The organism is Geobacillus sp. FSL K6-3411, from assembly GCF_037965715.1.
GTDB classification, from domain to species: domain Bacteria; phylum Bacillota; class Bacilli; order Bacillales; family Anoxybacillaceae; genus Geobacillus; species Geobacillus thermodenitrificans.
In genome coordinates, this window is sequence record NZ_CP150187.1 from 1,505,941 (window position 1) to 1,528,497 (window position 22,557).

Here is a 22,557-nt window from a genome sequence, read left to right on the forward strand (position 1 = left end):
GCAGAATAAAGCGAATTTCGTCGTATAAAACGGGTGTCTTGCAGACGACAAGACACCCGTTTTTTACTGTTATAAGGTTCCTGTTGATGAGGGAACAGGTGGAGCAGCGAGTGTTTAATTCGTCACTGATGAGCATTGGCCATTTGATGCTTATCCGCTGCTTACAAAATGGGGGGATTGGGAGGTTCTTGTTCCTGTCGGTTGCTTTCTTGCCCCAGCTGTTTGCTTTCCCGATCGTCGGAACGGGTGGCGCGGACGTCAAACTCTTCCGCTGTCTCCGTTTGCCATTGGCTGCCGATGAGCGGCACGTCTTCTTTTTCATGTTGGCCGATGACAAACCGCAATACGTAAGCGTGAAACAACAATTCCCCGAATGCAACGAGCAAAGCAGAGAAAAACGCCGCGCTTAAGATGGCGCCGCCGGCGGTATCATAAAACGCACCGATGCCAATCCATGTGGCGACAAATACGAGGCCAAAATCAGCGATCGTCGCCGAAACGTTGCCGAGGCGCGGCAAAACGTATAAGTCGCCGAGCGCATAGGCGACAAGCGTCAGCCAAAGGCTGAACCATAATATTTCCGCCGACGAAACGCGCAAAAACAGCGGCAAAATGGCGAACATGACGGTCGTTGTAAGCAAATATTTTAGCACTAACGCCAGCAAATGTCTCATCTTATCCTGCCGCCTTTATTCCGCCGGGGAGTTCGGCCCTTCTAGTTTTTTATCCCCGTATCCCGGCTGTTTTTCCCTCTCTTTTTCCGGCTGTTGCTTTTTTCGTTGTTGTTCAAGGCTGTCATTTTGTTTTGGCTGCCTCATTGGCCATCATCCTCTCTTTTCGGTGTTTATCGTTAGTTTGCCGCGTTTGCCGCAGTGTATGCATGCATAATCCAAAAACTTCCTCTTTTTATTTTCTACACCTGTTCCACATTAATAAGTGAATTGGGAATGAATAAGGAGGAATAACGATGACGGAGAACAAACAAGCGCTCGAGATCGCCGGACGGCAATATGCCCCGTCTGATTATAAATCAGATTCGTTTCTTGGAGCGGCGTTGGCTGAAACGCATGAACAAGTAAGCGATGCGTATATGGAAGGAACCGTTGAGGCAGCAGTTGACCAAGAAAACGGACCGGACATTCCCCTCTCCGGTCAGAGTAAAGCGCCAAAGGACGCGGAAAACGCCAAGGAATGAGTCCTTGGCGTTTTTTGTGCTAACGAAATCTCTGACTTGTTTGTGAAAAGGAAGGGGAAAAAGGAAAGAAAAACAGTTCGTACTTTCTGCCATTGCCGTCTATACTAGTAGTGCGCACGACGATTCACCGATACAAGGGGGATGATCATCGTGAGATGGCAGCGGGCTTTGTTAGCGTTGCTCAAAGAACGGAAAGACCAATCGATCGCATTGGCGATCGATACGTCGAACCGGCCGTCCCGTCCGGTGCTGATTCAAAACATCATCAAGCTGTTTGAGAAATTGCGTCCGGACACGTTGCTCGTCCAAGCGGATTTTAAAATTCGCGATGTATCTCCAGTTGGTATAGCTACACTTAAATATTTCAAGCATGGAAAATCGTCGTACACTGAAGTGCTCGAATGGGCCGCTACGCAAAAAATCGATACGTTATTTTATATCACCGATGTGACTGGATATTTTTACGAAGAATTGGAAGTGAACTATGAGGTATTTTGGCTTGTCCCGGATGATTATATGCCGCGTGTACCGTTTGGCAAGCTCATTCGCGTTGCGTAACATGGCAGGAATGCCCTTCATGATGAGGGGCATTCCTTTTTGTTAGAAAACTTAACAAAGTTTTTATTTATGAAAGCGGATTCTATAAAAATATACGTTGTATTCGTCTTAACCATGTTATATATTATAACATATAAAAGTAACAACAAATAACAAAAAGGGGGATGTACATGGGTGAGAAAACATTGATGTTTGGTCTTGATGCTCTTTGGGTGATGCTCGCGGCGGTGCTCGTCATTGGCATGCAAGCGGGGTTTGCCTTGCTTGAGGCAGGATCGACACGCATGAAAAACTCCGGGCATGTGGCCGGTAAACAAATTTTAAGCTTTGCGCTCGCATCTTTAGCGTTTTGGGCATTTGGCTTTGCTATTACGTTTGGAGCAGGAAACGGCTTCATCGGAACGGAAGGGTGGTTTTTACAAGAAGGGGAAGGGACGTTTGATTCGCTGTCGTGGGCGAATGTGCCATTGGCACTTAAATTTTTATTTCAGCTCGGTTTTGCCGGTGTGTCGCTTGCCATCGCCTGGGGCGGCTTTGCAGAACGGGCGAAACTGTCTGTCTATTTCGTTTTCGGAACGATTTTTACGATCGTTATTTATCCAGTCATCGGCCACTGGGTGTGGGGCGGTGGCTGGCTCGGACAAATGGGAATGCAAGACTTCGCTGGTTCAACAGTTGTCCATTTGCAAGGGGCCATCGCGGCGCTTGTAGCCACTGTATTGCTTGGACCGCGCATCGGCAAGTTCAATAAAGACAAAACACCGAATGTCATTCCTGGGCATAACCAAGTTTATACCGTGATTGGCGGTTTGATTTTATGGATTGGTTGGTTCGGCTTTAACGCTGGGAGTACGATGGCAGTTGGTGATGGGTTTTTCGGCTATGTCGCGCTGACAACGAATTTGGCTGCTGCGGCAGGAGCGATTGCCGCGATCTTGACAGCAAAAGTGTTAGTCGGCAAAGCGGACATCCCGGCGATGGTCAACGGCGTGTTAGCGGCATTGGTTGCGATTACGGCAGCATGCGCGTTCGTTGAACCGTGGGCAGCGGTCATTATCGGGGCTGTCGCGGGATCGTTCACGTTCTGGACGTCCGTTTACTTCGAACGTAAAGGGATTGACGACCCGATTTACGCTTTTTCCGTCCATGGTATTGCTGGCATCATCGGCACCATTTCAACCGGATTTTTCGCTTCGCCACGCTTAGTGGAAATCACCGGTGTCGGCAAAGCCGGTTTAGTATACGGTGGTGGATTCGATCAGTTGATTGTACAAACGGTTGGTGTGGTGGGTGCAGCGATATATGTGGCCGTCGTCTCGTTTGCCATCTTATATGTCATGAAGAAAACGATCGGGCTGCGCGTCACAGCGGAGCAAGAAATTTCCGGGCTTGATATTAGCGAACACGGCGCTTACGGCTATCCGGAACAGCTTGATCCGGCCTATCAGCCGAAGACAGCCGCTCAGCGATAAAGATGGAGAAGAAAGCGATGTTGGCAGCGGTAACCGACCGGCTGAAAACGGCCGAGTCGGTTACCGATCTTCGTTTCTGCCATGACGAGTTGGTGCGCGAATTGCGGCGATGGCTGGCGCTTGAGCATATCGAACAGCTGGCGGAAGAGGTGGTCGGCGTGCATGAAGCCATGTTTCGTCGCGTATTTTTCCTTGCCGAACAGGAGACAGTGAAAGGGGCTGTTGGCATCCGGCCGTCGGCCTGGTGTTGGTATGTGATGGGGAGCATCGGCCGACGCGAGCCGACGGTGTGGACGGATCAAGATCATGGCATCTTATTTACTTGCGTTCGAGAAGAGGAGAAGGGCTGTTACGAGTTTATTCGCCATATGGCGGCCATCGGGACGAAGATGCTGTATGAGATCGGTTATCCGTATTGTTCTGGCTATGTGATGGCAACTAATAAGCGTTGGGCGCAATCGATGAGCGACTGGGAACGGCAGCTATCTTCCTATTTAGATGGCGGATGGCCAAACGACCTTCGCTTTTTGTACATCGCGATGGATATGCGGCCGCTTTATGGTGACGTCGAATTGGCTGATGCAGGGAGGAGGGCGTTGTTTGCGGAGGTTGCTGACCGGCCGCTGCTGTTGGCGCGCATGGGGGAACATGTTCAATTTCCTCGTGTTCCGCTCGGTTGGTTTGGCAATGTGCAAACAGAACGATGGGGTCCGCACAGTGGGGCGATTCATATGAAACAAAGTGGTTATGTGCAGATCGCTAACGCTTTGAAATGGCTTGCTTGTCTAACGCGCGTGCCAGCGGTGACGACGTTAGAGCGGCAGCGGATGCTAGCAGAGTCCGGGGCATTGCCGTCAGCGCTTTCTATTGATGTTCAAGAGGCGCTTGCGGTTTACTATTATATTCGCCTTAAATACAGCACCGAGGTGGAAGACGGGCGGGAATATGTATTATGGCAGACGCTCAACCGGGCGGAGCAAAAGCAGCTGAAGCAGGCGATGCGCACCGCGAAGCGGTTGCAGCGCTTCGTTGCTCGCCGGGTGGTCGGGATGTATGAATGACCGGCACCGTTTTTGGCAGCGGGCGCTTCGCTTATTGGCCCTGGGCGTTCCGCGCGGAGCATCGCCCGCCTTATTGGGCAACGATCAGTCACTGCAGCACGAAAGCTGGCTTCGCTCGCTGCAAAAAGAGAAAGACCGTTTCATTGATTGGCATGACCGTTTGACCGATATTCCGTTCGTCATCATCGATATGGAAACGACCGGTTTTTCGCCGCAGCAAGGTGACGAAATTTTAGCCATGGCAGCGGCGAAAACGGTCAATGGTCTCGTCACCGGCACATATATGACGCTCGTCAAACCGGAAAAACCGATTCCGGAACATATTTCTGATTTGACCGGCATTGAAGCGAAAGACGTTGTGTTCGCCCCACCGCTTGCTGAGGCGTTGCGCACGTTTGTTCCATTTATTTCCGCAGGTGTCTTGGTCGGCTACCATATTGGCCATGATTTATCATTTTTGCGCCATGTGCTTTGGCGTCATTATCGGCAAAAATGGAGCTGGCGCTTTGTCGATATGCAACCAATAGTCAGCCTTGTCCGCCATCCGTGCCCGACGCTTGACGATGCCCTCGCTTGCTATGGCATTGACTGTCCGCGGCGCCATACAGCGGACGGAGATGTGGAAGCGATGGTGAAGCTCTGGGCGATTTTGCTCGGTGAACTGCGTGAGCTCGGCATTGAAACATTGCATGATTTGTATGCCGCCCTCAGCCGCCATTGATCTTCCTCGCAGCATTGGAGGAGCCGACTCTATCAGAATGAAGAAGAGTCCGGTCTTAATAGAAAAAGCGCCGAAGTCGGCGCTTTTTTGTCGATATTAAAGTGGCTTTGTCGGCGTTGGATCGGCATAGCCTTCTTTATATTTTTCATCGATCATGTGACGGATGTCTTTCACCGATTTTCCGGCTTCATAAGCGGCGATCGACTCAGCGGCGATCTCTAGGCAGACGCCGCATTTCGTCCCATGGTCATCCCAAACGATTGATCCATCTTGTTTATTTTCATAGACGAAGCAGTCGTAGTTGTTTTTATGCCCCGCTGCTTCGCCGCAGCCGCAATAGCACGGGATGTTCTCAAGCAGTTCGCGGTGCTCGGCGGCTTGTTGGTACAACACAGCCATGTCTTCCTCAAACACGCTTAAAAAGCTTGGCAAATGCTCAATCGATTTCGTTGTTTCACGAATATCGCCGTTGGCGGTTTTCGTTATATGCGAATGGTTTTGTTCTTGGCTGCTGTCATCGGCACAGCCTGACAGCAGAACGCTGAACGACAACATGCATGCTGCGATCCACGTCGGACGTTTCAACCTTCTTCTTCCTTTCTCTTCGATTCGTTTCATAGTTTGAATGTACCATACTTTGCGCCAGGCGGCAACGGACTTGCCGTCAGGCAGGCGCGCTGCTGTTTCCTTAAAATGGAGTGGGAGGCGGCAAAAGCGAACAAAAAAGCTGCACAAAGGAGCGAGGGGAGTGCTCCGTTTTGTACAGCTTCATGTTGTATCTTTATTGTTGTTCCAAGAAGTATTTCTCAATATCATCCAACATCAAATGAGCCGCGAGCACACCGCCAGCGGTGTTCCAAATTGTGTCGCTCACTTTGTACACTTTGCCTTGTTTCGCAACGTTTAAGTTTTGAAAGAGCGGATCGTTGATCCAGTCTTTTTCTATTTCGTTCGCTTTGCCGTCCCCCGTTTCATATGTAAAGTAGAACAAGATGTCGCCGTCCATAGCCGGGATGCGTTCTTTCGTCACGCCTGTTTCCGCGAAGTCGTTCACGTTTTGCGATTCCGGACGGGCGAAGCCGAGTTGGTCCAAAATGACACCGGAGAACGAGTCTTTATGGTAAATGCGGACGTCGCCGGCTAGAAAGCGGACGATCGATACTTCCATCTTCAGTTTGTCGCCAAGTTTCGCTTTTAAGTCTTCAACGCGCTTGTCGTATTCGGCAATGACTTGCTTCCCTTTCTCTTCTTGGTTCACCGCTTTCGCATACAGCATAAAGTTGTCTTTCCAGTTGCCGCGCAGCGTCTCTGCGAACACGGTCGGTGCGATTTGTTTTAACTGCTCATAAATTTTTTCATGACGCATTTTGTTGCCGATGATTAAGTCCGGTTTTAAAGCGGCAATGGCTTCAACGCTCGGTTCCGATTCCAATCCAAGCTCTTTGACGCCGTCCATTTTGTCTTTGATGTGGTCATACCAAGGATCGCCAGTCCACGATTTGACAGCGCCGACCGGTTTTACGCCTAACGCAAGAAGCGCTTCTGTTCCTTCGTTCGTTAAAATGACGACCCGTTTTGGAGTTCCTTTGATTTCTGTCGTGCCCATGGCGTGTTCGATCGTGTAGCTCTCTTCTGCTTTCGGTTCGTTATCTTTCGCTGATTGGCCCGCTTCTTCCTGTTTTCCGCCGCAGCCTGCGAGAAGAAGGAGAGAAAGGATGAAAACGGAAAGAAGAGAGCGATGTTTCAATTTCACAGTTACGTCCCCCTTTGGTGTTGATAATGAATTTCATTTACGATAGTATAATAAATAAAAGCGATAATCATTGTCAATATAAAATTAAAAAATATGAGAACATCACAAAAAATTATTGACGATGAGAGTCATTATCAAATAGACTTAACGATAGATATATAATTAATGAAGCAAGGGAGACCTCAGGAGAATGTTAGCAACAAACCGGCAAAAAGCGCTTGGCCTCATTGGGCTATTCATCTTGCTTCTTACTGCGATGTGGATGAGCATTGTATACGGATATACTGATACGAACTGGCGACAGGCGATAACAGCATTGATCGACAATAACGGCTCGAACGCCCATTTAGTTGTGGCGACGGTCCGGTTGCCGCGGGCGCTCATTGCCGCAGCGGTCGGTGCAAGCTTAGCGATGGCCGGGGCGCTCATGCAAGCGCTGACGAGAAATCCGCTCGCTTCGCCGGGCATTTTCGGGATTAATGCAGGGGCCGGTTTTTTCATTGTTGTTATGGTCACGTTTTTTTCCATCTCTTCCATGCAAATGTTGTCATGGGTCGCATTTATTGGGGCGGCAATGGCGGCGGCAATCGTGTTTGTGATCAGCGCCGCAGGAAAAGAAGGACTGACACCGCTGAAGATGACGCTTGCGGGCACAGCCGTCGCTGCCTTATTTGCCTCGCTGACGCAAGGGATGTTGGCGATGAACGAAAAAGCGCTCGAAGAAGTGCTCTTTTGGCTGGCCGGATCGGTCGCCGGCCGGAAGTTGGAATTGTTGGCAACCGTCTTTCCGTATTTGGCAGCGGCCTGGCTCGGAGCCATGTTGTTGGCGCGCCATGTCAACATCTTAATGATGGGAGACGATGTAGCGAAAGGACTCGGACAGCGGACGAATGTGATCAAAGCCGCCGCTGCTCTGTTAGTAGTGCTGCTCGCTGGCGGATCGGTTGCTGTCGCTGGTCCGATCGGCTTTATTGGCATCATGGTGCCGCATATGGCGCGGGCGCTGGCCGGTATTGACCATCGCTGGCTGCTTCCGTACTGCGCTTTGCTTGGTGGGATTTTGCTGTTGGCTGCTGATATTGGGGCTCGCTACGTGCTCATGCCGCGTGAAGTGCCCGTCGGCATTGTCACCGCGTTGATCGGTGTTCCGTTTTTCGTCTACATTGCCCGCAGGGGGATCACCACGAAATGAAAAAATACATCACTGTCCGAATGGGAAACTATGTATCATTTTTCTATGACAAAAAAGCTGCTGTTGTGATCGCTGCGCTTGGGGCAGCTGCAGTTTTGCTTTTTCTCGTCAGCGTCGGCAGCGGGGAGATGAGCATTTCGCCAGTCGAAGCTGCCACTGCGCTACTTGGCTATGGTGAGGAAATTCACCAGACGGTCATTTTAACGTTCCGTCTGCCGCGCGTGTTGGTCGCTTGGCTGGCTGGAATGGCGCTTGCGGCAGCAGGTGCGATTTTGCAAGGAATGGTGCGCAATCCGCTCGCTTCACCGGATGTGCTCGGGATCACCGGAGGGGCGGCCGCTGCGGTCGTCGCCTTTTTGGCGCTGTTTAGCGACGAAAACAACTCTCTCACCGTCAGCATTCACTGGTTGCCGCTTGCCGCTTTTCTCGGCGCTACGGCTGCCGCTTGGGTTGTGTATATGTTGGCGTGGAAAAATGGTCTCGTTCCGCTTCGGCTTGTGCTTGTTGGCATTGGCATTTCCGCCTTGATGCAGGCGTTGACAACACTATTGATGATCGTCGGGCCGATTTACCGAGCGAATCAGGCGAACGTTTGGATCACCGGCAGCGTATATGGTGCCTCTTGGCAACATGTCTCGTTCATGGCGCCATTGGTCGTTGGACTGCTTCTTGTGGTTATGCTCGCGGCCCGGCATGTTAATGTGCAGGAATTAGGAGATGAGCTGGCAATCGGGCTTGGCAGCGCGGTTGAACGGCAACGTCTAGGGCTTGTTTTGCTGAGCACAGCGCTTACTGGGGGAGCGGTCGCCTTCGCCGGCGGCATCGGATTTGTTGGGCTGATGGCGCCGCATATGGCGCGCCGGCTTGTTGGTTCAGCGTTTGGTGCGCTGCTTCCGACGGCCGCGCTGTTGGGCGGCGTGTTAGTCATGGGAGCAGATCTCGCCGGGCGAATGCTTTTAGCGCCGACAGAAATTCCGGCGGGTGTATTTACAGCTGCACTCGGTGCGCCATATTTTATTTATTTGTTGTATCGAAGCCGGAAAACATAATGAGGGAGGGGCAAGCATGGAAGCGCTGCAGGCGAAAGAGTTGACTTTAGCGTACGGGGAAGCGCTCATTATTGATCGCTTGCATTTAACGATTCCAAAAGGAAAAGTGACGGTGTTGATCGGCGCGAACGGCTGTGGCAAATCGACGCTGCTGCGCGCTTTGGCCCGACTGTTAAAGCCGACAGGCGGCGCCGTTTTGCTCGATGGAAAAGAGATTGCCAAACAGCCGACCAAAGAAATCGCCCGCCGGCTCGCCATTTTGCCGCAGTCGCCTACAGCTCCGGAAGGGCTGACTGTGTTGCAGCTCGTCAAGCAAGGGCGTTACCCATACCAAACGTGGCTAAAGCAATGGAGCGAAGAAGATGAGCGTGCCGTTGCGCGCGCCTTAGCGGCGACCGGGCTTACGGAGCTCGCCGAGCGGCCGGTTGATTCACTTTCCGGCGGACAGCGTCAACGCGCGTGGATCGCCATGACACTGGCGCAAGAAACGGACATTATCTTGCTTGACGAGCCGACGACGTATTTGGATCTGGCACATCAAATTGACATTTTAGATTTATTGTTTGAGTTAAATGAAAAAGAACAACGGACGATCGTCATGGTGCTCCACGATTTAAACTTGGCTTGTCGATATGCGCATCATCTCGTCGCCATTCGCGACAAAACAGTGTATGCAGAAGGGAAGCCAGAACATGTCATTTCTCGCCAACTGGTGAAAGATGTATTTCAGATGGACTGCCAAATTACGTACGACCCGCTCTTTGGCACCCCGCTTTGCATCCCATACGGAAAAGGGCGGCACATTCTACAGAAAGAAGGCGTATCGTGATGAGGTTAAGCGAAGCAGAAATCAAAGCATTGGAAACGTACCGTTTCTCAAGCGGGACCGCTAATGTCTCGTCATCGATGTTGTTTGCTCAGCTGCTTCATGATGACGAGCAGCTCGCTAAGTATGTTGCGCACGTGCGCAACGAGATGGGGGCGGCGAATGACGCCGTCGCGGCATCGATGCTTGTCAAGCGGTTAAGCTTTTTGGCGCCGATGGCCTTATACGCCATGTCGATATGGAACAAGCGGCTTGTGCTCGATCCTAGACGAATTTGGCTGGATACGGATGACGAAGGGGAAATGTGGATGCCGCGTTTTCGCCTTGAGCCGCCGGAAGCGGAAGTGTGCGACATTGAGCGCAGCCGCTGGCGTGAGCAAGCTGTTCATGACGTGTTCGCCAGTTTGTTCGCGCCGCTCATCGCCCAATTGCGGCACCTGACGCGCATATCGCCGCTTGTCTTATGGGAAAATGTCGCGATTTACGTGTACTGGGTATATGAACGTTGGTTGGAGGACGAGTCGCTTGCCCCGGTTGCCGACCGGCTGCGGGACGATTTCCGCTTCCTCATTTATGAAGCTGATGGCCGCCTGTTTGGCCAAAAAGACAACCCGCTCCGCCGCTTCTTTAAAGGAGCGAGCGGTATGCAACGGACGACGTGCTGCTTGTACGTGCAAACAAAAGGAGGAACGTGTTGCCAAACGTGTCCGCTTAAAGCCCGCCAGCGGCAAACTGGATGACCAGTCGGCCGCTAGTGGGCGTTTTTCATTGGATGGAATTGGTTGATTTTTAAAAACGGAAGTGACGGTCATAGTGTATATTTCGATCTATGCCGAGGTAACGATGGTATGAAAAGATTGTAAACACAAGACGTGGCTTCTTACATAAGCTAAGTTGGTCGGTGAGAATCGAGCGGTTTGTCTAGAGGACCAAGCCAAGAACAAACATGGTTAAGAATCGTAATCTAGCCAAATGCCGTGGGATCGTATTGGTAAGTAAAGGAGTTGAAAAATCGATGGGAACACTCTCTTTACATATCGGGGAAATCACCAACAACCAGCCCTTTTGTGCAGGAGTTGTTCTCACTCGTGAAAATTGTCTGCCTGTGACATTGAACATAGATGGATTACCAAAGGATATGGAAAATACCTGCTGGAGAGTGGGCGGAGTTGGAGGAGGACAGGAGCTAGGCGAGTCAGTCTGGGATTGTGCATTACGCGAAGCCAAAGAAGAACTTAGCACAGGAGTAAACCTTCTTCATTCACCAGTTACCTATTTTCACGATAAAGATACTAAACGTCTCTATCAAGTATCCGTCATGGACCGTCCTGCCCCTCTATTATTGGAAAGAGTTGCAAATCCAAATCCTTGTCAACCGTACGCTCCAGGTCTTCCAACAGGCCCGTATATCTATTTTGCTTTGTTTCTGGCTGAACTGGAAGATTGGAGCAAACGTTGTCCAGGAGACGATGTAAAGGGCTTGTTGCTCTGTCCGATCGATCAATGGCATAAGGTGGAAAGTGGAATCGAGTTATCAAAACTGATTGAAGTTGGCGCCCCCGGTTTGGATCTAAATCGCCAACTTTGGTTGCCAAAGGACGAGTCTTTCTCCACAATAACTCGTATATTGAAAGAGAACAAGGAAATCAGAAAAATGAATGAGGAGAATAGACCTCTTGAATGAATTTCGTGATTGGATGAAATCGAATATCAGCCATCGATCGTGTCCAGTTTCAAGTGACAGACAGTTTGCAAATATTTTGGCTTCCGAAGGGAGATTTTTTAAATCGATGTATTTAGCAGTCTATCATGTTTGTTGTGATGTTTTTAAAAAATATTGGATATGTTTTTACTCTATCCAGTCAACATCTCCCTTTTTCCAAACATCTCCGTTTTTTCTTAGGGTAATGCAACAGTACGGGCATGTAAACTTCGTGACTTCTGGCTCAACTTTCAGTTTTCGATCACAATGCAGGCAAGTCATTTTGATAACGGGGTAGCGGGAGTTGCGAACCCATGCGATCATTGCCGCTATGAGAAAGAAAATAGGGGCAATCACAATGCCTACCATCGTGATTGTAAAAAAGATGCCTAAGGATGCAAAGCCGGAGACGAAAGAGTTCCATTTGGCACGTTTCGGTTGTCGTTCACCGATAAAATGATCCACATCAAACATGTTCTCCACTCCAAGTTCATGCATGACAGAGAAATTGACAAAAAAGTGATTTATGCTCCATTATGATAATAACAAAAAAGGCGAGGGAAGGGCAGAACAAATTGTGATTGATTTGCCGCCAATTGAACAACAGCTTAAAAAGATTGATGCTGGCTTAAAGATGATTCAGTTTGATGTTGATAAAAAATACGTCATCCCCTAAGAAACATCGAACAACCTATCAATCCTACGATGCAAGATGCTATGTCTGTTTATTGGAGATTTATGTTATTAACATCTAAGGATGTCCATAAAAAATCAACAGTTTTTTGCCGAAAGAGAAAATAACAATCTTCAAAAGGAAAGCATGACAATGTTCACCGCTGGATAGGGGGGGAGTTAGCCAGCATCCTGTCCATATAGACGGGAGTTTCCAACGATTCCACGGCTTTAGCGGTGTGGCTTGTGTCAATAGTGGCATTGTTGAAAATTCAAACGACGCGGACGATCGTGGAGACAACTATTCATTTGGCGAAAAAGCTTGGATATGGAAGTGTTAGCCGAAGAGATAGAGACCGAGCCGCAAGTGTCGCTTCTTTCGAAAATGGATTGCCACTATGGAGTGACTTGAATCCTTCGCATGAGGCGAGAAAGCTGCAGCAATGGCTCGAACCGTACAACCGCGCTGTCTGTGGTGACCGGCCATTGTCACCTTGTCATTTCTGCACATGATTTTCCTCCGCTTATCGCACACTAAAATCGATCACTGTGCAAGAGGAGGAAAAAAGATGGAGTTTGCGCCAAGAAGAGTGATTCTCGAAGAATTTATCGACACACTCGAGCCGATGATGGAGACGTACGGACTTGATCAAGTCGGCATTTTCGAGGAGCGCGGTGAAGGAAACCGTTATTATGTCGGCTATACGATCAATAAAGATGGTGAGATGATCACGATCCATATGCCGTTTATTCAGAACGAACGCGGCGAATTGGCGCTCGAAAAGCAGGAATGGACGGTCAGAAAAGACGGCCAAGAGAAAAAAGGTTACCGTTCGCTGCCGGAAGCGATGGACGAGGTGATTCATTGATGGAACCGCAGGCGGCCTCACTAGGCCGCTTGTTGGGCTAATGGGAGGGGAAAAAGATGATCATGGAACTCAACGTGACGGATCGCGAAACGGCTGTTCAGGTGTTGCGCTTGCAGCAGCGTGCGTACGCGGTCGAAGCGCAAATCATTGGCAACACGGCGCTCCCGCCGCTTCGCGACACCGTTGGTACGCTGCAGCAGTGCACCGAACGTTTTTTCGGCTATTTTCGCGACGGACAGTTAGTGGGGGCGATCGCTTACGAGCGGGGTGGACAGACGCTTTTCCTTTGCCGGCTGATGGTTGACCCGGATTGTTTCCGTCAAGGGATCGCGAGCGCATTGCTCGATTTTGCCATCAAGCAAGAGCCATCGGCAAGTAACATCATCGTGACGACCGGAAGCAGCAACGCGCCAGCCATTCGCTTTTATGAGCGACATGGATTTTACGCGACAGAGCGGATACAAACACCGGAAGAGATCGAGTTGATAACATTGGTGAAAGAAATTTGATCATGCGGTGTTTCTATCACTCTTCAAAACTAGCGAAAAAAGGATGCATCGTTCAAGCAGGTCATTTGCGTAGAAACGGAGAAATAACCATAGGGTGCTTTTGGGCTTAAGAGTATGGAGGCAAAACCGTATGCCGAATTACTCGCTTCTTCATATGTAATTGAAATGATGAATAGAGGGACGGAGAGAAGGATGACGACAACGCTGTATTTAACAAGACATGGGGAAACGCAGTGGAACGTGGAAAAGCGGATGCAAGGATGGCAAGACTCGCCGCTTACCGAAAAAGGGCGGCAAGACGCCAAACGGCTTGGGCAACGGCTTGAAGCGGTCGAGTTGACAGCGATTTATGCGAGCACGAGCGGTCGGGCGTTCGAAACAGCGGAACTCGTCCGTGGTGAGCGGCCCATTCCGATTTATCAAGACGAGCAGTTGCGTGAAATGCATCTTGGCGACTGGGAAGGAAAGACGCATGATGAAATTCAGCAAATGGATCCGGTTTTGTTCGACCATTTTTGGAACGCCCCCCATTTGTATGTGCCACAGCGCGGTGAACGATTTTGGGACGTGCAACAGCGGGCGCTTGAAGCGGTGCAGCGCATCATTGCGCGGCATCAAGGGAAGACGGTCTTGGTCGTCACTCACGGTGTCGTGCTGAAAACGCTCATAGCGGCATTCAAAGGTGTGCCGCTCGATGATCTTTGGGCGCCTCCGTATATGTACGGCACGAGCGTGACAATCGTTGAGGCGCATCATGATGAATTTCGTGTTATCGTTGAAGGTGACGCTTCTCATATCAAAGAAATAAAAAAAGTATAGACACATAGCTAGCCCCACTTCCCGTGATTGGAAGCGGGGCTTTGCTGTTTGCAAGATCGTGCGGGAACGCCTCTGTCCCTAAAAATAGAGGGAGCGAACGATCTTCATGGCAGAAGTATATCGTTTCCTTTGTAGCGTGATAGTTTGATTTCTTCGTCACAATAGTCATACGAGTCCAAGCCATCTCGCTAGCCGAGCGGTCGTAAAGGTGACGGCAACAGCAATTGCTGTCGGCAAGGCAAAGGCAACGAACGTCCATTTCGTGCTTTTCGTTTCTTTGTAAATGTTGACAAGCGTCGTGCCGCACGGGTAGTGGAGAAGTGAAAACAGCATCATATTGAGTGCCGTCAGCCACGTCCATCCATGAGCGAGAAAAATATGTTTGAGCGAATGGAGGCTATCGATTTCCGTTAACGCTCCGGCCGATAAATACCCCATCAACAAAACCGGCAAGACGATTTCGTTGGCTGGAAGCCCTAAGAGAAAAGCCATCAAAATATAGCCGTCAAGTCCGATGGTCTTCGCAAACGGATCGAGCCAACCAGCGAAAGCGGAAAGCGCGGTTGTGTCGCCGATGGGGACGTTGCCGAGCACCCAAGTGATGACACCAGCTGGGGCGGCAACGGTGACGGCGCGTTTGAGTACGTACCACGTTTTATCCAGTGTGGCGCGAATGACGGTCTCAGCGATTTTCGGGCGCCGATATGGCGGCAGTTCCAAAGTGTAATGGGTTGGGATGCCGCGCAAGGCTGTCTTGGATAAGACCCATGAAACGGTTAACGTGACGATGATGCCAAACAGTACCATGGCGACGACCACCGCGGCAGTGACGAGTGTGTTCCAGCTCCCTGTATAACCAGCTGCCATAAATAAGGAAGAGAGCAAAATCAACGTCGGCCATCGCCCGTTGCAAGGAACGAAACTGTTCGTCAAAATGGCGAGCGTCCGCTCACGCGGCGATTCGATAATGCGTGTTGAGATGACGGCGGCGGCGTTGCATCCAAAGCCCATAGCCATCGTCAGCGCCTGTTTGCCGTGTGCGCCCGCCTTTTTAAACAGGCGGTCAAGATTGAAGGCGACGCGTGGCAAATAGCCATAATTCTCGAGCAAGGCGAACACTGGAAAGAAAATGGCCATCGGCGGCAACATCACGCTGACGACCCACGCGGTGCCGCGGTATAAGCCAAGCACAAGGAGGCCGTACAACCAGTGAGGTGCATGAACGGCTTGAAACAACAGGGTCAAATATTGTTCTACCCATCCGAACAGGTGGGCAAGCGATTCAGACAATACGTTTGCTCCAGCGATCGTCATGTAAAGGACAGCGGCGAGCATCGCCAGCATGATGACGAATCCCCAGCGCCGCGATGTGACGATCCGATCGATTTGCAAAGTGTGGTCTTTTGCGGCCTTAGGCGCATTTGTGACCGTTTCCCGGCAAAGCGCGGCTGATGTTTGAAAGATGGCGGTGACGATTTGTTCGCGCGTATCGGCTGGTGCCAACGATTGTGCTTCTTCCATTAAACGATCAAACAGATTTGACCGATCCGCAACATGCATACGGAGCTTCCTCCTTTGTGAGCCGTGGCGGCTGCTGGTTCAAAGCGCTAAGAAGTGAGGTATCACCGTCAAGCAGCCGGAGTGCGACCCAGCGAGCCGGATAGTCATCCCCCACGATTTCTTTGACGAGCGGAAGCAGTTTGGCAATGCTTTGTTCAATTTCTACGCTGTATGGAACGGCGATCGGAGTAGGGTGAAGCTGGCCATGGACGAAAGCATCTACGGTTTTTAACAGCTCATCGATTCCTTCCTTGTTGCGGGCAGACATCGGCACAACCGGCACGCCAAGTTTGGTTGCCAGTTTTTTGGTGTTGATGCGAATGCCTTTCTTTTTTGCTTCATCTATGAGATTGATAGCGACAATAACGCGGTCGGTCATTTCCAATACTTGAAGCACCAAGTTCAAGTTGCGCTCGAGTGCTGTGGCATCAACAACAACGATTGTTATATTAGGACGTTCAAACAGAAGGAAATCGCGTGCCACTTCTTCATCGGCCGAATTGGAATAGAGAGAGTATGTGCCCGGCAAATCCACGATCCGATACGCTATGCCGCGATAGACAAATTCTCCTTCTGCATGGGTGACGGTTTTTCCAGGCCAGTTGCCAGTATGTTGGCGCAGTCCCGTCAGAACGTTAAACAACGTGCTTTTTCCGGTATTCGGATTCCCCATCAAGGCAATCGTGTATGTCGCATTAATCATGACCGATCTTCTCCCCATAAATGTAATTACTTTCTTCTTTTCTTAATGCAATCGTTGTTCCACATACATAATAAGCGGTCGGGTCGCCAAGTGGGCTTCTCTGCCCGACTTCGACTTCCCCGCCGGGTACAAAACCTAAATCAAGCAGTCTTCGTCTTAGCACAGCGTCAGGAATGGCCACTTTCTCAATGCGGAATCGCTCCCCCGGTTTCATCTCGGAGAGACACCGATTATTTCGTTTAGCCATAAAAGTTTCCCTCCCGTCAACATTTTTGACAAGGGACATTTTTTTTACCAAGACCAACTTTTGTGTTTATCTTATTCCAGTGTCGGCTTTTTGTCAATGGATTTGTTCCGTTCTTTTCCGACAAGGATGTCGAAGAAACATATATTCAAAATAATATGAAAGAATGTTATCATATAAATAGTCTGAATAAAAAACAGAAGGAAGGCGGTGACGGCGTCCATTGACGCACGACAAAATGAAAGCGATTACGGAAGGGACAATCCTTTGGCAACCGACGGACGAACAAATCAAACATTCCAATATACAGCGGTATATGGACTGGCTGAAAGAAAACAAGGGGCTATCGTTCGCCTCGTACCGCCAATTGTGGACATGGTCGGTCGAACAGCTTGAACAGTTTTGGGAAACGGTTTGGGAATACACTGGTGTGCAGGCAGAGACACCGTATGAATGTGTGCTGCGGGAGCGAAAGATGCCAGGGGCGGAGTGGTTTCCAGGCGCGACGCTCAACTATGCGAAACATATTTTCCGCCATGCGCGTGCTGACCGCCCGGCGCTGATTTTCCGTTCCGAACGTGTCCCATACCGGGAAGTATCATGGCAAGAGCTGACCGAAAAGACAGCAGCGATCGCTCAGGCACTGCGGGAAATGGGAGTGAAGCGCGGCGATCGTGTGGTAGCTTATATGCCGAATATTCCCGAGACGGTGATGGCGTTTTTGGCTTGCGCCTCGATTGGCGCCATTTGGTCAAGCTGTTCGCCGGACTTTGGCGCCGGCAGCGTCATCGACCGGTTCGTGCAAATCGAGCCGACCGTATTGTTTGCCGTCGACGGTTGCCAATACAACGGCAAAGAGTTTGATAAAATGCCCGTCGTTTCTGAGTTGCGCGCCAAGCTGCCGTCATTGAAAAAGACGGTGCTGCTTCCGTATTGGCGTGAACAAATGGAGGCACCTGATGACGGGGTGGTGCTGTGGGACGATGTGGTGGCCAATAAGGCGGAGCTTGTTTATGAAAACGTTCCGTTTAATCATCCGCTCTGGATTTTGTATTCTTCGGGAACGACTGGTTTGCCAAAGCCAATTGTCCAAGGGCATGGCGGCATTTTGCTTGAACATTTGAAAGCGCTGTCGATCTCTGATAATTTGACGCCGGAGAGCACGTTTTTCTGGTTTACGACGACCGGATGGATGATGTGGAATTATTTAGTCGGTGGATTGCTTACTGGGGCGACCGTAGTTCTTTATGATGGCAGTCCGACATATCCGGACGGCAACGTTTTATGGGAGCTCGCGGAGAAAGCGGGAATCACCCATTTTGGCACGAGCGCGGCGTTTATTAACGTCTGCATGAAGCACGGTCTCAAACCGAAGGAGCACTATGATTTATCAAAGCTTGAGGAGGTGCTTTCGACCGGCTCGCCGCTGACGGTCGAAGGGTTCGCCTGGGTGTATGAAAACGTGAAGGACGACATTTGTCTGGCATCGTGCAGCGGTGGAACAGATGTGTGCACCGCGTTTGTCGTCGGTTCGCCGATTTTGCCGGTGCGTGCCGGTGTCCTCTCATGCCGTGCGCTAGGAGCCGATGTGCAGGCGTTTGATGAAAACGGCCAACCGCTTGTCAATGAAGTCGGTGAGCTCGTCATTACGAAGCCGATGCCGTCGATGCCGCTCTTTTTCTGGAATGACCCGGACGGGGAGAGGTACCGGAACAGCTATTTCGACACGTATCCGGGTGTCTGGAAGCACGGTGATTGGATTAAAATTGACGAACAAGGCGGCTGCGTCATTTACGGCCGCTCCGACTCAACGATCAACCGCGCCGGCGTCCGCATGGGCACGAGTGAAATTTACCGCGCCGTTGAAGCGGTTGACGGGGTGCTCGAGAGCCTTGTTGTTGACTTGGAAATGATGGGCAAGCAATCGTTCATGCCGCTATTTGTCGTTCTTAAGTCGGGCGTGGAGCTCGATGATGAGCTGAAAGACCGCATTCGCCAGTCGATCCGGCAACATGTCTCGCCGCGCTTCGTTCCGGATGACATTTATGAGGTGAAGCAAATTCCAAAGACGTTAAACGGAAAGAAAATGGAAATCCCGATTCGCAAACTACTCTTAGGCTTCCCTCTCGAAAAAGCGGTCAACCCAGGTTCAATGGCCAATCCGGAGGCACTCGACTTTTTCCTTGAGCTGGCGAAGACGATGGCGGTGAAATGGAAAACGAGTGAACATTTTTCCTAAAGCAAGAGAAAGACTGGTAGGACGAATGGGATAACCAAGTCAAAAACAAGTGTTTGCTGTTGAGTTCTTATTACTAATCGCTAGAAGACCGGCAAAAACATCCCCGCGAGGCATAGGCTCGGGGGGATGTTTTCAAAAAGAGCATGGAATGGACTGTAAGTGTTCCTGAAAGCTTCGACCTTCGTCTGATTTCCAATCGTCTACTCGACAAAGGGGAGTGCTCTGCTATCTCCACAAACGGATGGAAAACTTCTAGACAGGAGAAATGTTCTGCGGCGACACTTTTTCCTAGCGGGAGTCGCTAGACCCGTTTTGGCGACGCTAGGGCGATGAAGGCGGCTCATCTTAGACAATAAAAGGGCGCTCCATCCCGCTCCGCTAGTCTTTTAACACCCGAAACGCTTCCCGCACTTTACGGGCAAACTCAAGCGGGGGCTCGATCGACTGAAAGTGCATATACATCGCCCGCGGCCGTTCGAATAACCAATGGTTGTGGACCGCGGTGACGGTAATGCCCCGTTTTTTCAACTCCCGCAGCAGCGGGTTGACTTCTTCTTGAAGCAACACTGTTTCCCCAAGATTTAAGGCGTTTCCTTGACTGTCTAAACTTTCAAAGGAAAATAGTTGCGGGTTGACGAGCGGAGAATTTGTTCGTCTGCCCATGATGGTAAACGGAATATCCCGAAACTTCTGCACAAAACAGACCCCGTTTATCAAGCTCCCTGTTCCACCGAGAATACTAGCAAACTCCCGGCATAAATCTCTTCTCGATTCCCAATTCATCCTATCCTCTTCCCTTCGTTCAAAATGAAAGGGGTGCTTTGTCCCCTTGTTCTTATTGTATGGTCGGGGATGGAGAAGGAGAGGGACAGGCATCCACGGTGGGAGCGGAATTTGCGGCAGACGCCAATCAAACGGGATAGGCTCATGAAGCCATGGACATGTGTCCAGCGTGTTTCGCTATGTGCTAGAAAGGCTGTAAAAAACAACCCTTTTCATTAAACCGTTTTTAGATGCGTTAGAAGTTGGAGTTCGAAAGGTTCTTTTGAGAAATGCGTCTTTTCCACCGTAGTTGTAGCTCAATTGCCGGTCTTTTAGCCAAAAAGAAAAACTCCGTTCGATGAGTGAAGCGAAGATGAGAAATCAATCGAGGGGAACCTGTTGAAATGGTGAACAGCGCCGGCTTTAATACAGATTGAACGCCGTTTTGACGCGCTTCATCTCTTTTTTGTTTTCAAACAGTTCTTCAACCAAAATGTTTTGGCCGTTGGCGACATCGGTGAGCCGTTCGTTCATATCGGACACTTGCTCGCTTAATTGGTTGAGTTGTTCATTCGTTTGTTGCGTTTGTTGGGAGAGTTGCTGTACTTGTTTGCCGATCCGCTGTACTTGCTCATTCGTTTGCAGCACTTGTTTGCCGAGTTGCTCGACTTGCCTGTTTGTTTGTTGAAGCTGACCGGCAAGTTCTTTGATGGCTTGCCAAATCATTTCATTCGTAATGTTCGCCATTCGACAATCTCCTTTCTCGTTCGCTTCTTTTTTCATTATACAAGACGAAAGAAGGGAACCATAGAGGAAAGATGCCGAAACATTTTTCTTTGCAGCATATCCTTCGAATGTGATATAACAAAAGAATGTCAACAGCATGCGCATATTGGGGGATGAACATGGTAATCCGTGTCAGCCATTTGCATAAATCGTTCCGTGTCCATCGCCGCGAAGCCGGATGGCTCGAGGCGGTGCGCAGTTTATGGCGCCGTGACTACCGGATTGTCGAGGCGGTCAAAGATGTTTCGTTTACGATCGAAAAAGGGGAGATCGTCGGTTTTTTAGGCCCGAACGGAGCGGGGAAAACGACGACGATGAAGATGCTTGCCGGCCTGTTGCACCCGACGTCAGGGGAAATCACGGTCGGCGGTTTTGTGCCGTTTGAACAAAAGGCGGAGTTTAAAAAGATGATGAGCTTGGTGATGGGGCAAAAAAGCCAGCTCATTTGGGACATTCCGCCGATGGAGACGTTTTTGGTCAATAAAGCGATTTATGACATCGACGATCGATCATTCCGCCAGACGTTAGAAGAGCTTACTGAGCTGCTCGATTTAGCGCCGTTGTTGGACAAACCGACGCGCAGCTTGTCGCTTGGACAGCGGATGCGCTGCGAGTTGGCGGCGGCGCTTTTGCATCGACCGCAAGTGTTGTTTTTAGATGAGCCGACGATCGGGCTTGACGTTCATACGCAAGAAAACGTGCGCCGCTTTATTGTCGATTACAACCGAGAGCATGAGACGACCATTTTGTTGACATCGCATTACATGGGCGATGTCGCGGCCCTTTGTGACCGGGTGATGATCATCAACTATGGGCGGCTCATTTACGATGGGGAGCTCTCGGTGTTGACGGAGAAGCTGGCGCCGTACAAGCGGCTTGAAGTCCGGTTTTCGCGGCTCCCAAACATCAGCTGGGACGAGTATGGCGAAGTAGCGGAAATGGAAGAGGGAACGGTCGTGCTCAGAGTGGCACGTGAGACGGCGGCGGGGACGGCGGCGCGGTTATTGGAGCGGTTTGATGTCCGTGATATTAATATTGAAGACCCACCGCTTGAGGAAGTGATTACGCGCGCGTTTCAGGAGGGTGTATATGGTTCGTAAATATATCGCCCTGCTGCGTATGAAGTATATCGAAATGCTCGCGTACCGCTTGGCGACGTTCGTTTGGATGACGGGTGCCATCACCCAGCCACTCATTACGATGTTCGTTTGGATGAACATTCATCCGGAAGAGAGCGAGTCGTTTCTCTTTTATTTTATGGCCGTTATTTTTGTCGAACGGATGACGAGCGCATGGGATGTATGGGAGCTTGACCGTGAAATCCGCGAAGGGACGTTTTCAAACTTGTTGCTGCGGCCGCTTCATCCGATTCATTGGGCGATTGCGGAAAATATCGTCTATAAATGGTTGTTTCTCGTCATTTTAGTGCCGGTTTGGATGGTAGGAGCGGTGTGTTGGCCAGCGCTTCGCCCGCATATGACAGGAAGCCAAATCGGGTGGTTTTTGGGGGCCGTCGTGCTTGGTGCCGCCCTTCGCTTTTTGCTGAGTTACTCGTGTGGGTTGCTTGCGTTTTGGGTGACCAAAGTGGCGGCCGTGTACGGCGTCATCGATGTCATTTCATTGTTTTTGTCGGGAAGAATCGCGCCGCTTGAAATGCTTCCGCCGCAGCTTCGGGAATGGAGCGAATGGCTGCCGTTCCGCTATATGATCAGCTTCCCGATTGAAATCGCCACCGGAGCGGTGAGAGCGGAGGAATTGGTGCGCGGCTTTGCCATCGCGGCAGGGTGGCTGTTTGTGTTGGCCGCTGTTTTACAATGGCTGTGGAAGGCGGGAATGAAAAAAAATCAAGCGGTAGGTGGATGACT

At 50.4% G+C, this 22,557-nt stretch carries 27 protein-coding genes; 17 read left to right on the forward strand and 10 right to left on the reverse strand.

What is annotated here, in order from left to right; genetic code table 11:
• Positions 1-161: 161 nt before the first annotated feature.
• A complete protein-coding gene (locus NSQ22_RS07550) occupies positions 162-674 on the reverse strand; it encodes a YndM family protein (protein WP_008879411.1) in 513 nt (170 codons plus the stop codon).
• A gap of 15 nt (positions 675-689) precedes the next feature.
• Positions 690-818, reverse strand: coding sequence for a hypothetical protein (locus tag NSQ22_RS07555; RefSeq protein ID WP_008879410.1), 129 nt, complete (start codon positions 816-818; stop codon positions 690-692).
• Positions 819-967: 149 nt separating this feature from the next.
• Between NSQ22_RS07555 and NSQ22_RS07560 the strand changes: the two genes are divergently transcribed.
• The 5 genes from NSQ22_RS07560 (at position 968) to NSQ22_RS07580 (ending at position 5,007) form a co-directional block, all read left to right on the forward strand.
• Positions 968-1,195 carry a YozQ family protein gene (locus tag NSQ22_RS07560; RefSeq protein ID WP_008879409.1) on the forward strand — a complete coding sequence of 76 codons (228 nt, stop codon included), beginning with the start codon at positions 968-970 and terminating at the stop codon, positions 1,193-1,195.
• A 150-nt stretch (positions 1,196-1,345) separates the two neighbouring features.
• Positions 1,346-1,753 carry a VWA-like domain-containing protein gene (locus NSQ22_RS07565; protein WP_081157538.1) on the forward strand — a complete coding sequence of 136 codons (408 nt, stop codon included), beginning with the start codon at positions 1,346-1,348 and terminating at the stop codon, positions 1,751-1,753.
• Between the two features lie 170 nt (positions 1,754-1,923).
• A complete protein-coding gene (locus tag NSQ22_RS07570) occupies positions 1,924-3,225 on the forward strand; it encodes an ammonium transporter (protein WP_029760908.1) in 1,302 nt (433 codons plus the stop codon).
• A gap of 2 nt (positions 3,226-3,227) precedes the next feature.
• Complete coding sequence (locus tag NSQ22_RS07575) at positions 3,228-4,286, forward strand: DUF294 nucleotidyltransferase-like domain-containing protein (protein ID WP_339264439.1); 1,059 nt, start codon at positions 3,228-3,230, stop codon at positions 4,284-4,286.
• Entirely contained in the window at positions 4,279-5,007 is a 729-nt protein-coding gene (locus NSQ22_RS07580; protein ID WP_011887269.1) for a 3'-5' exonuclease, read from the forward strand. Before NSQ22_RS07575 ends, NSQ22_RS07580 begins: the two co-directional genes overlap by 8 nt.
• A 96-nt stretch (positions 5,008-5,103) precedes the next feature.
• On the opposite strand, the gene NSQ22_RS07585 is transcribed toward NSQ22_RS07580, so the two are convergent.
• Entirely contained in the window at positions 5,104-5,592 is a 489-nt protein-coding gene (locus tag NSQ22_RS07585) for a PCYCGC motif-containing (lipo)protein (protein ID WP_339264613.1), read from the reverse strand.
• A gap of 196 nt (positions 5,593-5,788) precedes the next feature.
• Positions 5,789-6,760, reverse strand: coding sequence for an iron-siderophore ABC transporter substrate-binding protein (locus NSQ22_RS07590; RefSeq protein ID WP_008879402.1), 972 nt, complete (start codon positions 6,758-6,760; stop codon positions 5,789-5,791).
• Positions 6,761-6,950: 190 nt separating this feature from the next.
• Between NSQ22_RS07590 and NSQ22_RS07595 the strand changes: the two genes are divergently transcribed.
• The 5 genes from NSQ22_RS07595 (at position 6,951) to NSQ22_RS07615 (ending at position 11,511) form a co-directional block, all read left to right on the forward strand.
• On the forward strand, positions 6,951-7,952 hold the full coding sequence (locus NSQ22_RS07595) for an iron ABC transporter permease (RefSeq protein WP_008879401.1): 1,002 nt from the start codon (positions 6,951-6,953) through the stop codon (positions 7,950-7,952).
• A complete protein-coding gene (locus tag NSQ22_RS07600; protein ID WP_008879400.1) occupies positions 7,949-9,001 on the forward strand; it encodes an iron ABC transporter permease in 1,053 nt (350 codons plus the stop codon). The genes NSQ22_RS07595 and NSQ22_RS07600 overlap by 4 nt, the downstream gene beginning before the upstream one ends.
• A 16-nt stretch (positions 9,002-9,017) precedes the next feature.
• Positions 9,018-9,830: an ABC transporter ATP-binding protein gene (locus NSQ22_RS07605; RefSeq protein ID WP_008879399.1), complete on the forward strand. Its 813-nt coding sequence runs from the start codon at positions 9,018-9,020 to the stop codon at positions 9,828-9,830.
• Entirely contained in the window at positions 9,830-10,567 is a 738-nt protein-coding gene (locus NSQ22_RS07610; RefSeq protein ID WP_008879398.1) for an IucA/IucC family C-terminal-domain containing protein, read from the forward strand. Before NSQ22_RS07605 ends, NSQ22_RS07610 begins: the two co-directional genes overlap by 1 nt.
• Before the next feature lie 275 nt (positions 10,568-10,842).
• A complete protein-coding gene (locus tag NSQ22_RS07615) occupies positions 10,843-11,511 on the forward strand; it encodes an NUDIX hydrolase (RefSeq protein WP_008879397.1) in 669 nt (222 codons plus the stop codon).
• Between the two features lie 165 nt (positions 11,512-11,676).
• On the opposite strand, the gene NSQ22_RS07620 is transcribed toward NSQ22_RS07615, so the two are convergent.
• Positions 11,677-12,027, reverse strand: a complete 351-nt coding sequence (locus NSQ22_RS07620; RefSeq protein ID WP_035499172.1) for a hypothetical protein — start codon at positions 12,025-12,027, stop codon at positions 11,677-11,679.
• 28 nt (positions 12,028-12,055) lie between these two features.
• On the opposite strand from NSQ22_RS07620, the gene NSQ22_RS07625 reads away from it, so the two are divergent.
• From NSQ22_RS07625 to NSQ22_RS07640, 4 genes are all read left to right on the forward strand, one after another.
• Positions 12,056-12,205: a hypothetical protein gene (locus NSQ22_RS07625; protein ID WP_155121003.1), complete on the forward strand. Its 150-nt coding sequence runs from the start codon at positions 12,056-12,058 to the stop codon at positions 12,203-12,205.
• A gap of 565 nt (positions 12,206-12,770) precedes the next feature.
• The gene (locus NSQ22_RS07630; protein WP_008879395.1) at positions 12,771-13,070 is read left to right on the forward strand and encodes a DUF5634 family protein; all 300 of its coding nucleotides are present in this window, start codon (positions 12,771-12,773) and stop codon (positions 13,068-13,070) included.
• Between the two features lie 56 nt (positions 13,071-13,126).
• Positions 13,127-13,579 (forward strand): GNAT family N-acetyltransferase, encoded by a 453-nt coding sequence (locus NSQ22_RS07635; protein WP_008879394.1) that lies wholly within the window; start codon positions 13,127-13,129, stop codon positions 13,577-13,579.
• Positions 13,580-13,771: 192 nt separating this feature from the next.
• Positions 13,772-14,398 carry a histidine phosphatase family protein gene (locus NSQ22_RS07640; RefSeq protein ID WP_008879393.1) on the forward strand — a complete coding sequence of 209 codons (627 nt, stop codon included), beginning with the start codon at positions 13,772-13,774 and terminating at the stop codon, positions 14,396-14,398.
• 165 nt (positions 14,399-14,563) lie between these two features.
• Here NSQ22_RS07640 and NSQ22_RS07645 read toward each other — a convergent pair whose 3' ends face one another.
• From NSQ22_RS07645 to NSQ22_RS07655, 3 genes are read right to left on the reverse strand one after another with little or no spacing between them, the layout of a single operon-like run.
• Positions 14,564-15,958 carry a nucleoside recognition domain-containing protein gene (locus NSQ22_RS07645; RefSeq protein ID WP_008879391.1) on the reverse strand — a complete coding sequence of 465 codons (1,395 nt, stop codon included), beginning with the start codon at positions 15,956-15,958 and terminating at the stop codon, positions 14,564-14,566.
• Positions 15,927-16,661, reverse strand: a complete 735-nt coding sequence (locus NSQ22_RS07650; RefSeq protein WP_008879390.1) for a FeoB small GTPase domain-containing protein — start codon at positions 16,659-16,661, stop codon at positions 15,927-15,929. Before NSQ22_RS07650 ends, NSQ22_RS07645 begins: the two co-directional genes overlap by 32 nt.
• Entirely contained in the window at positions 16,654-16,908 is a 255-nt protein-coding gene (locus NSQ22_RS07655) for a FeoA family protein (RefSeq protein WP_011887275.1), read from the reverse strand. Before NSQ22_RS07655 ends, NSQ22_RS07650 begins: the two co-directional genes overlap by 8 nt.
• A 235-nt stretch (positions 16,909-17,143) precedes the next feature.
• Between NSQ22_RS07655 and NSQ22_RS07660 the strand changes: the two genes are divergently transcribed.
• Positions 17,144-19,144, forward strand: a complete 2,001-nt coding sequence (locus tag NSQ22_RS07660) for an acetoacetate--CoA ligase (protein WP_035499170.1) — start codon at positions 17,144-17,146, stop codon at positions 19,142-19,144.
• 378 nt (positions 19,145-19,522) lie between these two features.
• Here NSQ22_RS07660 and NSQ22_RS07665 read toward each other — a convergent pair whose 3' ends face one another.
• Positions 19,523-19,927, reverse strand: coding sequence for a DUF1259 domain-containing protein (locus NSQ22_RS07665; RefSeq protein ID WP_008879387.1), 405 nt, complete (start codon positions 19,925-19,927; stop codon positions 19,523-19,525).
• A gap of 402 nt (positions 19,928-20,329) precedes the next feature.
• Positions 20,330-20,653, reverse strand: coding sequence for a hypothetical protein (locus NSQ22_RS07670; protein WP_008879386.1), 324 nt, complete (start codon positions 20,651-20,653; stop codon positions 20,330-20,332).
• 158 nt (positions 20,654-20,811) lie between these two features.
• On the opposite strand from NSQ22_RS07670, the gene NSQ22_RS07675 reads away from it, so the two are divergent.
• Positions 20,812-21,792, forward strand: coding sequence for an ABC transporter ATP-binding protein (locus NSQ22_RS07675; RefSeq protein ID WP_008879385.1), 981 nt, complete (start codon positions 20,812-20,814; stop codon positions 21,790-21,792).
• Positions 21,782-22,555, forward strand: coding sequence for an ABC-2 family transporter protein (locus NSQ22_RS07680; RefSeq protein WP_099232826.1), 774 nt, complete (start codon positions 21,782-21,784; stop codon positions 22,553-22,555). Before NSQ22_RS07675 ends, NSQ22_RS07680 begins: the two co-directional genes overlap by 11 nt.
• Positions 22,556-22,557 lie beyond the last annotated feature (2 nt).